The organism is Nocardioides solisilvae (assembly GCF_003194625.1).
In the GTDB taxonomy this organism is placed as follows: Bacteria; Actinomycetota; Actinomycetes; order Propionibacteriales; family Nocardioidaceae; genus Nocardioides; species Nocardioides solisilvae.
Genome location: NZ_QHKX01000002.1, coordinates 19,867 through 31,686 on the forward strand (window position 1 = coordinate 19,867; position 11,820 = coordinate 31,686).

Genomic DNA, 11,820 nt, shown 5'->3' on the forward strand with positions numbered 1-11,820 from the left:
TACCCAGTTGAATGGACCCGTGCCCGACCTGACGCGCTGGTGGCCGCTGCCCGACCACCCGGACCTCCGTCTCGCCCTCGAGTCCGCCTGGGGCGGGGAGGACCGCGGCTACCACGACCTGCGCCACCTCGTCGACGTGCTCGAGCGGCTCGACGAGCTCGCGCAGGAGCACGCGTTCGACCGGACCACCGTCGCCCTCGCGGCGTGGTTCCACGACGCGGTCTACGACGGCGAGCGGGACGCCGAGGAGCGCTCCGCCCGGTGGGCCGCGGACGCGCTCGCCGGCACGGGGGTCGACGTCGACGAGGTCGTGCGGCTGGTGCTGGTCACCGAGCACCACCGGCCCGCTCCCGGGGACGCGGCCGGCGCGGCCCTCTCGGACGCCGACCTCGCGATCCTCGCGGCCGCGCCCTCCCGTTACGCCGAGTACGCCGCGGGCGTGCGGCGGGAGTACGCCCACCTCGACGACCCGACGTTCGCGGCGGGACGGCTGGCGGTGCTCGAGCAGCTGGCCGGACGGGAGCGGATCTTCGCCACCGACCACGGGCACGCCGCGTGGGAGCCCGCGGCGCGGCGCAACCTCGAGGACGAGCTGGTCAGCCTGCGGAGGACGGCTTCGGCCGGCGCAGACCGGCCCGCCGCAACCTGACGACGAGCTCGCGCGAGGTGACCTGGACGGCGCCGGCCGCGACCAGCCGCGGGTGGTGCTCGTCGGGGACGTCGTAGTGGTCCCGGTCGAAGCCGCGCGCGGGCACGCCGTGGGAGCGGGCGAACGCGTGCAGCTCCTCCAGCGAGACGTCGCTGGCCAGGTGCGACCACAGCCGACCCCAGCGGGGCACGGCCGGCGGGTCGATGAGGATCACGGACCGACCGTACGCTGCGCCCGGGCGCTGGCGTAGAGGCAGACGGCGGCCGCCGTCGAGAGGTTGAGGCTCTCGGCGCGCCCGTGGATCGGGATCGCCACCCGCCGGTCCGCCGCGTCGGCGACCGCCTCGGGCAGACCGTGGGCCTCGTTGCCCAGCAGCCACGCGGTGGGGCCGGAGAGGTCGGTGGTGAAGAGGTCCTCGCGGGCGCTGCCGTCGGTCGCGAGCACGGCGAGGCCGGCGGCGCGCAGCGCGGCCAGCGCGACGTCCACGTCGGGCTCGACGACGACGGGCAGGTGGAACAGGCTCCCGACGGTGGCCCGGACCGTCTTGGGGTTGTAGGGGTCGACCGACTGCCCGGTGAGCACGACCAGGTCGGCACCGGCGGCGTCGCTGGTGCGGACGACGGTGCCGGCGTTGCCGGGGTCGCGCACCTCGTGGCAGACGGTCACCAGCCGCGCTCCCCCGCGCTCGGCGGCCGACGCGAGGGCCTCGTCCAGCCCGACGTCGACGAAGCGGCAGACCGCCACCACGCCGGCCGGGGTGACGGAGTCGGAGAGCCCGGAGAGCGCCCGGTCCTCCACGAGAGTGACCCGCTCGGCCGGGGCCAGGAGCTCCTCGAACTGCGCGGCGGCGTCCGGCGTGGCGAAGACCTCCACCACGCAGCCGGGGACGCCGAGCGCCCCCTCCACGGCCTTGGGACCGTCGGCAAGGAAGAGCCGCCGCTCGGAGCGGACCGAGCGGCGGCTGAGCTTCCTCGCCTCCTTCACGCGGGCGTTGCCCGCGGACAGGGGGGTGACCACGTGACGGGTCAGGAGGCCTTGGGGGCGTTGACGTCCTCGGGGAGGGCGGCCCGGGCAGCCTCGACGAGGGCGGCGAAGGCCGGCGCGTCGTTGACGGCGAGCTCGGCGAGGATCTTGCGGTCGACCTCGATGCCCGCCAGGTTCAGGCCCTGGATGAAGCGGTTGTAGGTCATGCCGTTGGCGCGGGCGGCCGCGTTGATCCGCTGGATCCACAGCTTGCGGAAGTTGCCCTTGTTCTTGCGGCGGTCGTTGTAGCTGTAGACCAAGGAGTGGGTGACCTGCTCCTTGGCCTTGCGGTAGAGGCGCGACCGCTGCCCGCGGTAGCCGGAGGCGCGCTCGAGGACGACCCGGCGCTTCTTGTGGGCGTTGACTGCCCGCTTGACGCGTGCCATTTCTTAGCTCCTTGTTGCTGTTCGTCCCCCCGGTCGGTGGACCGGCGGGAAGTGAGGGGGGTGAAGAGCGGTCAGAGACCCAGCATCTTCTTGGCACGCGGAACGTCGGCCTTGGCGACCTCGACGGTCCCGGTCATCCGGCGCGTCACCTTCGAGGCCTTCTTCTCGAGGTTGTGGCGCTTGCCGGCCTTCTCGCGAAGGATCTTGCCCGAACCGGTCACGCGGAAGCGCTTGCCGGCACCGGAGTGGCTCTTGTTCTTGGGCATGTCGATGCTCTCTCTTCTCGTGGTGCGTACGACGACCGGGCCGGGTCGCCGAAGTCGTGGTGGTGCTCAGGCCTCGATCTCGGGGTCGAGGTTCTCCGAGCGGCCGCGCTCCTTCTTCTGCGCGACCTTGCGGCCCGCCTCGGGCGCGAAGGCTGCGCGCTCCTCGGCGTCGGCGGCGGCCTTCTCGGCCGCCTTGCTCTCCTTGGCCGCCTGGAGCTCGACCTTGGCGTCGGCCTTCTTCTTGTTGGGCCCCAGGACCATGATCATGTTGCGGCCGTCCTGCTTGGGCGCCGACTCGACGAAGCCCAGCTCCTGGACGTCCTCCGCGAGGCGCTGCAGCAGCCGGAAGCCCAGCTCGGGGCGGTGCTGCTCGCGGCCACGGAACATGATCGTGATCTTGACCTTGTCGCCGGCACGGAGGAAGCGGACCACGTGGCCCTTCTTCGTCTCGTAGTCGTGCGCGTCGATCTTGGGACGAAGCTTCATCTCCTTGATGATGACGTTCGTCTGGTTCCGTCGTGCCTCACGGGCCTTCTGGGCGTTCTCGTACTTGAACTTCCCGTAGTCCATGAGCTTGCAGACGGGCGGGCGGCCCTGCGGGGCGATCTCGACGAGGTCGAGGTCCGCCTCCTGGGCAAGCTTCAGTGCCTGGTCGGTCGGCACGATGCCGACCGTCTCGCCGTTGGGTCCAACGAGACGGACCTCGGGAACCCGGATCCGGTCGTTGATACGCAGCTCTGTGCTGATGAGTCCTCCAGTGGTCGTGTGCGCGGCACCGCCCCCGAAATGGACGATGGCTCCCGCTCGTACCAAGCGGAAGCCAGTCAGACGCATCCCCCAGCACACCCGGGGACACTCCGGAGCACGCAGGTGCTCCGTGACCGGACCCGACGACCTCGTGCGGCCGGTGCGGGTGGGAGACGTCTTGCAAGCCTCCGCTTGGTGACGCCCCCGGTGGATCCGGGCACGTCGGTCAACTTCCGCGATCTTACCGGAGAGGACGGCAGCCCGCCAAACGCGGGCCCGGGCTCACTCCTCGGGCCGCAGCCAACCGTAGCGGTCGCCGACCCGGGCCAGCTCCCAGCCCGCCCCGAACGCCTCCAGGTCCTGGCCCTCCAGCACGAACGTCGCGGGGCCGGCCACGTCCACCACCAGGGCGTCGGCTCCCTCCTGCACCGCGCTCAGCGCGGCGACCTCCGCCGCGACCGGCACCGGACGGGCGGCGGGGTCCCAGGCCGTCAGGGCGTCGGTCGAGGTGAAGGCCAGCAGCGCCACCCGCCCGTCGGCGCCGGTGAGGAGGACGGCGGCCATGTCGCTCGACTTGTCGTGGGCCAGGCCCCGTTCGTCCACCTCGACCTCGCCCAGCACGGCGACCACGGGGACGAGCAGTCGGGAGCCGGCCAGGGCGCGGACGGCGAGGGCGAAGGTCTCCGCTCCCGCCCCGGCGCCGCGGTGGTCGGCCAGCGCCCTCGCCACCGCGGGGTCGGCGGACCCGGTGTCGCCGGGGAAGCCGGGCTGCAGGATGCGGGCGCCGTCGAAGCGTGGGGAGTCGACCATGGTGCTGCCAGCCTAGACGCGCCCCACCGCCGGCGCTCCCGCGGCGCACCCCCGTGTGGGACGCTGGCCGCGTGGACGAGGTGACCTGGGGCGCGTTGACGCTCACGTTGACCGTGGTGGGCGTGCTCTGGACGTGGTGGGCGGCCAAGAACCGTGGGGCCGCGGCCGCCACCCGGGGCGCGGCGTTCACGCTGCTGCCCGCCGCCGCGTGGCTGACCGGCACCCTGGAGATGTTCACGGAGATCGCCGGCTCCGTGGCCGACTGGGCCACCCACCTGGTCCTGAGCCCCGTCGTGTGGTCGGGCATCGGGCTGGCCGGGCTGTCGGCCCTGCTGTTCCTGGTCTCGGGCTTCCTGCGGGGCCGCGAGCTGGCCCGCGGTCCCCGCGCACCCCGGGGAGACGGTGACGCCGCGCTCGGCGCCGGTGGGCGGGGCGGCCAGCTTCCGCCTGCCTCCCCGCCGAGGGGACGCCCCGGCCGCGGCGCCGCACAGGCCGGTCCCGTGGACGACGACCTGGCGGACATCGAGGCGCTGCTGCGCAAGCGGGGGATCACCTGATGGGGGTCGAGCCCACACGGGACGCCCTGGTGGAGCGCAACCGGCTCTGGGGCCGGCTGGAGCAGGCCGTGGCCGGGCTCCCCGCCCCGCCCGCGACGCCCGTCGCGGTGGTCGACCTCGACGCCTTCGACGCGAACGCCGAGGACCTGGCGCGCCGCGCGGACGGCACCCCCGTCCGGGTCGCCTCCAAGTCGCTGCGGGTGCCGGCCCTCGTGGCCCGCGCCCTGGCGCGTCCCGGCTTCCGCGGCGTCCTGGCCTACACCGTCGCCGAGGCGCTGTGGCTGCACCGGCAGGGCCTGTGCGACGACGTCGTCGTGGCCTACCCCAGCGTGGACCGCGTCGCGCTGGCCGAGCTCGTCGCCTCGCCCTCGGCGGCCGCGGCCGTCGCGCTGATGGTCGACGACGTGGCCCACCTCGACGTGGTGGACGCCCTGCGCGCCTCCAAGGCCGTCCAGGTCCGGGTGGTCCTGGACGTCGACGCCGGGCTGCGGCTGGCGGGTCAGCACGTGGGCCCCAAGCGCTCGCCCCTCCACGACGGCGCGGGCGTCGCGGCGCTGGCCGCCGAGGTGACCCGCCGCGACGGCTTCCGGCTGGTCGGCGTGATGACCTACGAGGGCCAGGTCGCCGGCGTCCCCGACGACGTCCCCGGTGAGCGCGCCCGGTCCGCGGTGGTACGCCGGATGAAGGCCGCCTCGGTCCGCCAGCTCGCCGCCCGCCGCGCCGAGGTGGCACGGGCGCTGGCGCCCCACGGGCCGCTCGAGCTGTGGAACTCCGGGGGCTCCGGCTCGGTGGAGACCAGTGCGGCCGACCCCCACGTCACGGAGGTGGCGGCCGGCTCCGGGCTGCTGGTGCCGGGCCTGTTCGACCACTACCGCTCGTTCCGGCCCCGCCCCGCCGCCTTCTTCGCCGTGCCGGTGACGCGCCGGCCGGCCCCGGGCGTCGTCACGGTCCACGGGGGCGGGCTGGTCGCCTCCGGCCCGCCCGGCCCCGACCGGCAGCCCGTGCCGTGGTGTCCCCCGGGCCTCGAGCTGACCGCCCTCGAGGGGGCCGGCGAGGTGCAGACCCCGCTCACGGGTCACCCCGCCGCGGGACTCGGCATCGGGGACCTCGTGTGGTTCCGGCACGCCAAGTCGGGCGAGCTCTTCGAGCACGTCCGGGAGGTCCACCTGGTGAGCGGCAGCGAGGTCGTCGAGACCGTCCCGACCTACCGCGGCGCCGGCCAGGCCTTCTGAGCCGTGCCCGACCTCCTGCGGGACGGCCCGACCGCGGTCGACCGCCTGCTCCGCCTCACGGCGGCCCGTCGGGCAGGGCGGGGCACCGCGGTCGTCTGCGTCGACGGGCCGTCGGGTTCCGGCAAGACGACGCTGGCGGCCGCGCTGGTCGCCGCCCGCCCCGGGGCGGGCGTGGTCCACCTCGACGACCTCCTGGCGGGTTGGCGCGGGGGGCTGCCCCGCATGGTCGCCGACCTGGTGGCCGACGTGCTGGCCCCGCGGGCGGGTGGGCGCCCCGCCGCGCACCGGCACTACGACTGGGTCGCGGGCCGGTTCTCGGGGCGGGTCCCGGTCGAGGCCGCCGAGCTGCTCGTGGTCGAGGGCGTGGGCGCGGGCTCCCGCCTGACGGCCCCCTACCGCGACGCGCTGGCGTGGGTGGAGGCACCGCTGCCGCTGCGGCTGGCCCGCGGACTGGCGCGCGACGGTGAGGCCTTCGCCCCGCACTGGCACGAGTGGGCGGCGCGCGAGGCCGCGCACTTCGCCCTCGAGGGCACGCGGGAACGGGCCGACCTGTGCCTGCTCACGGGTCCGGAGGACGGTGGCTAGGGTGCGCCTCATGAGCTCTCCCAGCGGCGACCAGCTGACCCTCGAGGCCGACGGCTACCGGGCGGTGGTCACCGAGGGCGGCGGGGCGCTCCGCCTGCTCGAGCACCGGGGCCGCGCGCTGCTCGACGGGTTCGGCGCCGACGAGATGTCGTCGGGCGGCCGCGGGCAGCTGCTCGTGCCGTGGCCGAACCGCATCCGGGACGGCGCCTACCGGTTCGGCGGCCGCGACCTCCGGCTGGGCCTCACCGACCCGGGCACCGGCAACGCCTCCCACGGGCTCGCGCGCTGGGTCCCGTGGACCACGCTGGCGCACACCGGCGACGCGGTGGAGCTCGGCCACCGGCTGATGGCGCAGTCCGGCTACCCCTGGCGGCTGGACCTGCACGTGCGCTACGCGCTCGGCCCCGACGGGCTCACCGTCACCCAGTCGGTCCGCAACCGCTCCCCCGAGCCCGCCCCCTACGCCAGCGGGGCCCACCCCTACCTGGCGGTCGGGGACGGGCCCGTCGACCACCTCGAGCTCCACCTCCCCGCGTCCCGCCGCGCCCTCGTGGACGAGCGCCTGCTGCCGGTCGGCAGCGAGCAGGTGGCCGGGACGGCGTACGACTTCACCGCCCCGCGGCTGGTGGGCGGCACCGCCCTCAACGACGCCTACACCGACCTCGCCCGGGACGCCGACGGCTGGGCGACGGTGACGTTGCGGGACCCCCGCACCGGGGACGGCGTACGGCTGCGCGTCGACGAGCACCACCCTTGGCTCCAGCTCTTCACCGCCGACGGCGCCGGTGCCACCGCCCGCCGTTCGCTGGCGGTGGAGCCGATGACCGCCCCGCCCGACGCGTTCCGCTCCGGCGAGGACCTCGTGGTGCTCGCCCCCGCCGGGGAGCCGGGCGACGCCTTCGCCGCGTCCTGGCTCGTCGCCGCGGCCTGAGCCCGCGTCGCCGTGCGCGGGACGCCGTGCGCGGGGCGCCGTGCGCGGGACGCCGTTCGCCGGGCGCCGTTCGCCGGGCGCCGTTCGCGGGACGCCGTTCGCAGGACACGGGGGCGACGACCTCCTAGTCTCCTGTCCATGCAGTCTCGGACCTCCCCGGACCGGCGCGCGGTGCTGCGCGGCGGGACCCTGGCCCTCGGCGGCGCGACCGCCGGAACGCTCGGCGCCGTCGTCCCGGCCGCGGCGGCCCCTGGCCACCGGACCCGCACGTGGGCCCAGCGCCCCCTGCTCGACAAGCAGGACCGCCACCTGGTCAGCCGGTTCAGCTACGGGGTCACCCCCGAGCTGGCCCGCGAGGTACGGCGCAAGGGCGGAGCCCGGGCGTGGTTCGCCTGGCAGCTCCAGCCGTCCAGGGTCCGCGACCGCACCCACGCCCGGACCGCCGCCTGGTGGCCGATGCTCGACCACGGGCCGCTGACCCTGTGGAAGAACCACTCCGACGGCATCCGCGGCGGGTGGCTGGTGATGGAGGACTACCAGCGCTGGGTGATGGCCCGCCGCATGCACTCCCGCCGCCAGGTGCAGGAGACGATGGCCCAGTTCTGGGAGAACCACCTCAACGTCCCCACCAACGGCGAGCAGTGGTTCCTCTACCGGCGCGACTACGGGGAGACGATCCGGCGCCACGCCCTGGGGCGCTTCGACGAGCTGCTGCTGGCGGCGATCACCCACCCGGCGATGCTGATCTACCTCGACAACGCCAGCTCCACCGCGACCAGCCCCAACGAGAACCTTGGCCGCGAGCTGCTCGAGCTGCACACCGTGGGCCGTGGCGGCTTCGACGAGGCCGACGTCAAGGACTCCGCCCGGATCCTCACCGGGTGGTACGTCGATATGTGGCGCAGCTGGGAGGCGTCCTACCGCCCCGACCTGCACGCCACGGGACGGGTGCGGGTCAAGGGGTTCTCCGACCCCAACCACGACCCGGACGGACGGGCCGTCACCCGGCGCTACCTCCGCTACCTGGCCCACCACCCCGACACCGCCCGGCGGATCGCCCACAAGCTCGCGGTGAAGTTCGTCTCCGACGACCCGCCGGCCCGGCTCGTCTCCCGCCTGGCGAAGGTCTACCTGGCCCACGACACCGAGATCCGGCCGGTGCTCGAGGCCCTGGTCGACTCCCGCGAGTTCCGGCGCTCGGTCGGCGACAAGGTCCGAGACCCGTCCGAGGACGTCGTGGCGACCTACCGGGCGCTGCGCGTGCGGATGGGCCGGCCGACCGCGCCCGACTCGGCCGCCAACGCCATGCTGTGGCAGGCGCAGACGATCGGGGCGATGCCCTTCTCGTGGCCCCGCCCCGACGGCACGCCGCTGGACAACGCCGCCTGGTCCTCCACGAGCCGGCTCCTCGCCTCGTTCCGGACCCACTACTCCATGGCCGGGGGCTGGTGGCCCACCAAGGACGTGCGCTACCGCCCGCCGAGGTCCTGGGTGCCGAAGTCCGGCATGCGCTTCGACGAGCTGGTCGACCACCTGTCCCGCGAGCTCCTGCACCAGCCCTCGACGCGGGAGATGCTCAAGGCCTGCTGCGAGGCGACCAACCTGCGCCCGGGCGAGAAGATCACCCACGACCACCCGCTGGTGCGCTGGACCATGCCCCGGCTGCTGACCACCTTCCTCGACTCCCCCGCCTTCTTCGTCAGGTGACCCCCATGGCCTCCTCCCCCGCGCCCCGGGGCGCGACCACGTCCTGCTGCGCCGAGTTCGCCGACCTCGCCCGCTCCTCGCGCCGCGCCTTCCTCGGCGGCGCCGTGGCAGCCGGGGTCGCGACGGCCTTCGGCTCCGCCGTCGTCCAGCCCGCCGCGGTCGCGGCCAGCGGCCGGGCCCGGGGCGTCGTCGTCGTCCTCTCTCTCCGGGGGGCGGCCGACGGCCTCTCCCTCGTCGTGCCGCACGGCGATCCCGTCTACGCGCAGGCACGCCCGCGCCTGGCGGTGCCGACCGAGTCGCTGCTGGCGGCCGACCCGTTCTTCGGCCTCCACCCGGCGCTCGCCCCCCTCCTGCCCCTCTGGCAGCAGGGCAAGGTGGCCGCCGTCCACGCCGCCGGGCTGCCTGCCCGCAACCGCTCGCACTTCTCCGCCATGGAGGAGCTGGAGGACGCGGCTCCCGGCGCCACCAGCCGCACCGGCTGGCTGAACCGCCTGGTGGGTGCACAGTCGCTGGGCACCCCGCTCCAGGCGATGCACCTGGGCGGCAGCTCCCCCGCCTCGCTCTACGGCCCGGCACCCCACCTCACGACCCGCACGGTCGCGGACGTCGGGATCGCGGGGGCGGACCAGTGGGACGTCGGCGGGGGGCGGGTCCGCTCCCTGCACACCCTGTGGGACGGCCGGCAGACACACCTGGCCCGGTCGATGCGCGCGACCTTCGCCGCGGTGGGCGAGTTCGCCCCCGTCAAGGCGTCGGAGAAGACTCCCCAGAACGGCGTCACCTACCCCGCCCACGACCTCGGCCGGGCCCTCAGCGAGGTCGCGCGCATCGTGCGCAGCGACGTCGGCGTCGAGGTGGTCACCGTCGACCACGGCGACTGGGACATGCACACCGGGGTGGGCACCGTCGCGGGCGGGGCGATGAAGACGAACGCCGGCCAGCTGGCCGACGCGCTGGCCGCCTTCTTCGCCGACCTGGGCACCCTCGGCGAGCAGGTGACCGTCGTCTGCCTGAGCGAGTTCGGCCGGCGCGTCCGGGAGAACGCCAACGGCGGGCTGGACCACGGCTACGGCACCGTCATGCTGCTGCTCGGGGCCGGTGTCCGGGGCGGCTACCACGGGAGCTGGCCCGGCCTCCAGGACGGCGCGGACTCCGACCTCCTGGTCACCACCGACTACCGCAGCGTGCTCGCGGAGGTCGTCTCGTCCCGGTTCGGCGCCAGCATCCCGACGGTCTTCCCGGGCTTCACCCCCACGCGGGTCGGGGCGATGCTGGGCCGCTGAGCGAGCGCCCGAGGGCGACGGGCGGGACCGGCGGACCGGCGCGACCGGTCAGCCCGGCTGGGCGCCGAGACGCTCGACGTGCCCGCGCAGCTCGCGCACGGCGGCGCGGGCCCGGGCCCCGTCGGACCCCTGGATGCCCATCACCGGCACGGTGGTCCCGTCGCTGAGGTCGAGCGAGGCCCACGGGGAGCCGGGAGGCATCCGCACCGCCACGACCTGGGGCCAGGCCAGCCGCCGGTACCGGTAGCCGTTGACCACCAGCAGCACGTCGGCCCGCGCCTCCACCCGGGAGCGCGCCAGCGCGTGGCCGACCGCGAAGGCCAGCAGGCCCAGGAAGGCGATCGTGCTCTTCTGGAAGAGCGTGAACCGCTCGCGGATCGACTCGTCGAACCCGAACCACGCGAACGTGCAGATCACCACGAGCATCACGCCGCAGGCGGTCGCCGCGAGCCGGACGCCCAGCGGGCGCCACGTCCGCGGCAGCGACGCGTCAGAGCCGGCAGGCATGGACGTCGGTCAGGAGGATGCCGCGGGCACCCAGGTCGTAGAGCTCGTCCATCAGCCGCTGGCTGCCCTCGCGCGGGACCATGGCGCGCACGGCGACCCATCCCTCACGGTGCAGCGGCGAGACGGTCGGCCCCTCGATCCCGGGGGTCAGCGCGACGGCGTCGGAGACCTGCTCGCTGCGGATGTCGTAGTCCATCATCACGTAGGAGCGGGCCACCAGCACGCCCTCGATCCGGCGGCGGAAGACCTCGAGCCCGGCCGGGGCGGGGCCCCGACGGCCGATCATCACCGCCTCGGAGGACAGGATCACCTCGCCGAAGACCGCCAGCCCCGCGGCCCGCAGGGTGGAGCCGGTCTCGACCACGTCGGCGATCACGTCGGCCACGCCGAGCTGGATGCTGGTCTCGACGGCGCCGTCGAGGCGCAGCACGGTGGCCCCGATCCCCCGCTCGGCCAGGAAGGTCTCGACCACGCCCGTGTAGGAGGTGGCGATCCGCTTGCCCTCGAGGTCCTCGAGGCTCGTGCACCGCCCGGCCGGCCCGGCGAAGTGGAACTTCGAGCGCCCGAAGCCGAGGCCCAGGACCTCGTCGGCCTGGGCGCCGGAGTCGAGCAGCAGGTCGCGGCCCGTGATCCCGACGTCGAGGGTGCCCTCCCCCACGTAGAGCGCGATGTCGCGCGGTCGCAGGTAGAAGAACTCGACGCCGTTCTCGGGGTCGACGAGAGCGAGCTCCTTGGAGTCGCTGCGCTGCCGGTAGCCGGCCTCACGCAGGATCTCGGAGGCGGCCTGCGACAGCGCGCCCTTGTTGGGCACGGCGACGCGCAGCAGCGTCCCGTTCTGCTCTTCGGTCATCGGTTCCCAGGCCTCACAAGTGAGCGTAGACGTCGTCGAGGGTGATGCCGCTGGCCAGCATGAGGACCTGCGCGTGGTAGAGCAGTTGGCTGATCTCCTCCGCCGCCCGCTCCTTGCCCTCGTGCTCGGCGGCCATCCAGGACTCGGCGGCCTCCTCGACCAGCTTCTTCCCGATCGCATGGACGCCGGCGTCCAGGGCTCGCACCGTGCCGGATCCCTCGGGGCGGGTCCGGGCGAGCTCGCTGAGCTCGCCCCACAGACCTTCGAACGTCTTCACGGCGCCCAGC

The 11,820-nt window shown here is 74.7% G+C and carries 16 protein-coding genes; 7 read left to right on the forward strand and 9 right to left on the reverse strand.

Annotated elements, in window-relative coordinates:
* The first annotated feature begins 19 nt into the window (after nt 1–19).
* Complete coding sequence (locus DNK53_RS06090) at nt 20–649, forward strand: HD domain-containing protein (protein ID WP_239456389.1); 630 nt, start codon at nt 20–22, stop codon at nt 647–649.
* On the opposite strand, the gene DNK53_RS06095 is transcribed toward DNK53_RS06090, so the two are convergent.
* From DNK53_RS06095 to DNK53_RS06120, 6 genes are all read right to left on the reverse strand, one after another.
* On the reverse strand, nt 597–863 hold the full coding sequence (locus tag DNK53_RS06095; protein WP_110181455.1) for a DUF4031 domain-containing protein: 267 nt from the start codon (nt 861–863) through the stop codon (nt 597–599). The genes DNK53_RS06090 and DNK53_RS06095 overlap by 53 nt on opposite strands.
* Nucleotides 860–1,666, reverse strand: coding sequence for a TrmH family RNA methyltransferase (locus tag DNK53_RS06100; protein ID WP_110181456.1), 807 nt, complete (start codon nt 1,664–1,666; stop codon nt 860–862). The genes DNK53_RS06095 and DNK53_RS06100 overlap by 4 nt, the downstream gene beginning before the upstream one ends.
* Nucleotides 1,667–1,674: 8 nt before the next feature.
* The gene (gene rplT, locus DNK53_RS06105; protein WP_110181457.1) at nt 1,675–2,058 is read right to left on the reverse strand and encodes a 50S ribosomal protein L20; all 384 of its coding nucleotides are present in this window, start codon (nt 2,056–2,058) and stop codon (nt 1,675–1,677) included.
* A 71-nt stretch (nt 2,059–2,129) separates the two neighbouring features.
* A complete protein-coding gene (gene rpmI, locus DNK53_RS06110; protein WP_110181458.1) occupies nt 2,130–2,324 on the reverse strand; it encodes a 50S ribosomal protein L35 in 195 nt (64 codons plus the stop codon).
* 66 nt (nt 2,325–2,390) lie between these two features.
* Nucleotides 2,391–3,158 carry a translation initiation factor IF-3 gene (gene infC, locus DNK53_RS06115; protein WP_420846484.1) on the reverse strand — a complete coding sequence of 256 codons (768 nt, stop codon included), beginning with the start codon at nt 3,156–3,158 and terminating at the stop codon, nt 2,391–2,393.
* A 195-nt stretch (nt 3,159–3,353) separates the two neighbouring features.
* Nucleotides 3,354–3,881 carry an SseB family protein gene (locus DNK53_RS06120; RefSeq protein ID WP_110181459.1) on the reverse strand — a complete coding sequence of 176 codons (528 nt, stop codon included), beginning with the start codon at nt 3,879–3,881 and terminating at the stop codon, nt 3,354–3,356.
* Between the two features lie 71 nt (nt 3,882–3,952).
* Here DNK53_RS06120 and DNK53_RS06125 point away from each other — a divergent pair, with 71 nt between their 5' ends.
* The 6 genes from DNK53_RS06125 to DNK53_RS06150 all read left to right on the forward strand — a co-directional run bounded on the left by DNK53_RS06125 (nt 3,953) and on the right by DNK53_RS06150 (nt 10,176).
* Nucleotides 3,953–4,438 (forward strand): cellulose synthase, encoded by a 486-nt coding sequence (locus DNK53_RS06125; RefSeq protein WP_110181460.1) that lies wholly within the window; start codon nt 3,953–3,955, stop codon nt 4,436–4,438.
* The gene (locus tag DNK53_RS06130; protein ID WP_110181461.1) at nt 4,438–5,670 is read left to right on the forward strand and encodes an amino acid deaminase/aldolase; all 1,233 of its coding nucleotides are present in this window, start codon (nt 4,438–4,440) and stop codon (nt 5,668–5,670) included. Before DNK53_RS06125 ends, DNK53_RS06130 begins: the two co-directional genes overlap by 1 nt.
* A 3-nt stretch (nt 5,671–5,673) precedes the next feature.
* The gene (locus DNK53_RS06135; RefSeq protein WP_239456390.1) at nt 5,674–6,255 is read left to right on the forward strand and encodes a nucleoside/nucleotide kinase family protein; all 582 of its coding nucleotides are present in this window, start codon (nt 5,674–5,676) and stop codon (nt 6,253–6,255) included.
* A 10-nt stretch (nt 6,256–6,265) separates the two neighbouring features.
* The gene (locus tag DNK53_RS06140; protein WP_110182335.1) at nt 6,266–7,186 is read left to right on the forward strand and encodes an aldose 1-epimerase family protein; all 921 of its coding nucleotides are present in this window, start codon (nt 6,266–6,268) and stop codon (nt 7,184–7,186) included.
* Nucleotides 7,187–7,324: 138 nt separating this feature from the next.
* Nucleotides 7,325–8,893, forward strand: a complete 1,569-nt coding sequence (locus DNK53_RS06145; RefSeq protein ID WP_110181462.1) for a DUF1800 domain-containing protein — start codon at nt 7,325–7,327, stop codon at nt 8,891–8,893.
* 5 nt (nt 8,894–8,898) lie between these two features.
* Nucleotides 8,899–10,176 (forward strand): DUF1501 domain-containing protein, encoded by a 1,278-nt coding sequence (locus DNK53_RS06150; RefSeq protein WP_110181463.1) that lies wholly within the window; start codon nt 8,899–8,901, stop codon nt 10,174–10,176.
* 48 nt (nt 10,177–10,224) lie between these two features.
* Here the strand turns inward: DNK53_RS06150 and DNK53_RS06155 are convergent, their stop codons facing one another.
* The 3 genes from DNK53_RS06155 to DNK53_RS06165 are packed head-to-tail and all read right to left on the reverse strand — an operon-like array spanning nt 10,225 to nt 11,810.
* On the reverse strand, nt 10,225–10,683 hold the full coding sequence (locus DNK53_RS06155) for a PH domain-containing protein (RefSeq protein ID WP_110181464.1): 459 nt from the start codon (nt 10,681–10,683) through the stop codon (nt 10,225–10,227).
* Entirely contained in the window at nt 10,667–11,533 is an 867-nt protein-coding gene (gene hisG, locus DNK53_RS06160; RefSeq protein ID WP_204163792.1) for an ATP phosphoribosyltransferase, read from the reverse strand. The genes DNK53_RS06155 and hisG overlap by 17 nt, the downstream gene beginning before the upstream one ends.
* Before the next feature lie 13 nt (nt 11,534–11,546).
* Entirely contained in the window at nt 11,547–11,810 is a 264-nt protein-coding gene (locus DNK53_RS06165; RefSeq protein WP_110181465.1) for a phosphoribosyl-ATP diphosphatase, read from the reverse strand.
* Between the last annotated feature and the right edge of the window lie 10 nt (nt 11,811–11,820).

Excerpts from the sequence above, each read along its gene's own strand:
- rplT (WP_110181457.1), bottom strand. The coding sequence starts at position 2,058 with ATGGCACGCGTCAAGCGGGCAGTCAACGCCCACAAGAAGCGCCGGGTC.
- rpmI (WP_110181458.1), bottom strand. The coding sequence starts at position 2,324 with ATGCCCAAGAACAAGAGCCACTCCGGTGCCGGCAAGCGCTTCCGCGTG.
- infC (WP_420846484.1), bottom strand. The coding sequence starts at position 3,158 with ATGCGTCTGACTGGCTTCCGCTTGGTACGAGCGGGAGCCATCGTCCAT.
- DNK53_RS06120 (WP_110181459.1), bottom strand. The coding sequence starts at position 3,881 with ATGGTCGACTCCCCACGCTTCGACGGCGCCCGCATCCTGCAGCCCGGC.
- DNK53_RS06130 (WP_110181461.1), top strand. The coding sequence starts at position 4,438 with ATGGGGGTCGAGCCCACACGGGACGCCCTGGTGGAGCGCAACCGGCTC.
- DNK53_RS06140 (WP_110182335.1), top strand. The coding sequence starts at position 6,266 with ATGAGCTCTCCCAGCGGCGACCAGCTGACCCTCGAGGCCGACGGCTAC.
- DNK53_RS06145 (WP_110181462.1), top strand. The coding sequence starts at position 7,325 with ATGCAGTCTCGGACCTCCCCGGACCGGCGCGCGGTGCTGCGCGGCGGG.
- DNK53_RS06150 (WP_110181463.1), top strand. The coding sequence starts at position 8,899 with ATGGCCTCCTCCCCCGCGCCCCGGGGCGCGACCACGTCCTGCTGCGCC.
- DNK53_RS06155 (WP_110181464.1), bottom strand. The coding sequence starts at position 10,683 with ATGCCTGCCGGCTCTGACGCGTCGCTGCCGCGGACGTGGCGCCCGCTG.
- hisG (WP_204163792.1), bottom strand. The coding sequence starts at position 11,533 with ATGACCGAAGAGCAGAACGGGACGCTGCTGCGCGTCGCCGTGCCCAAC.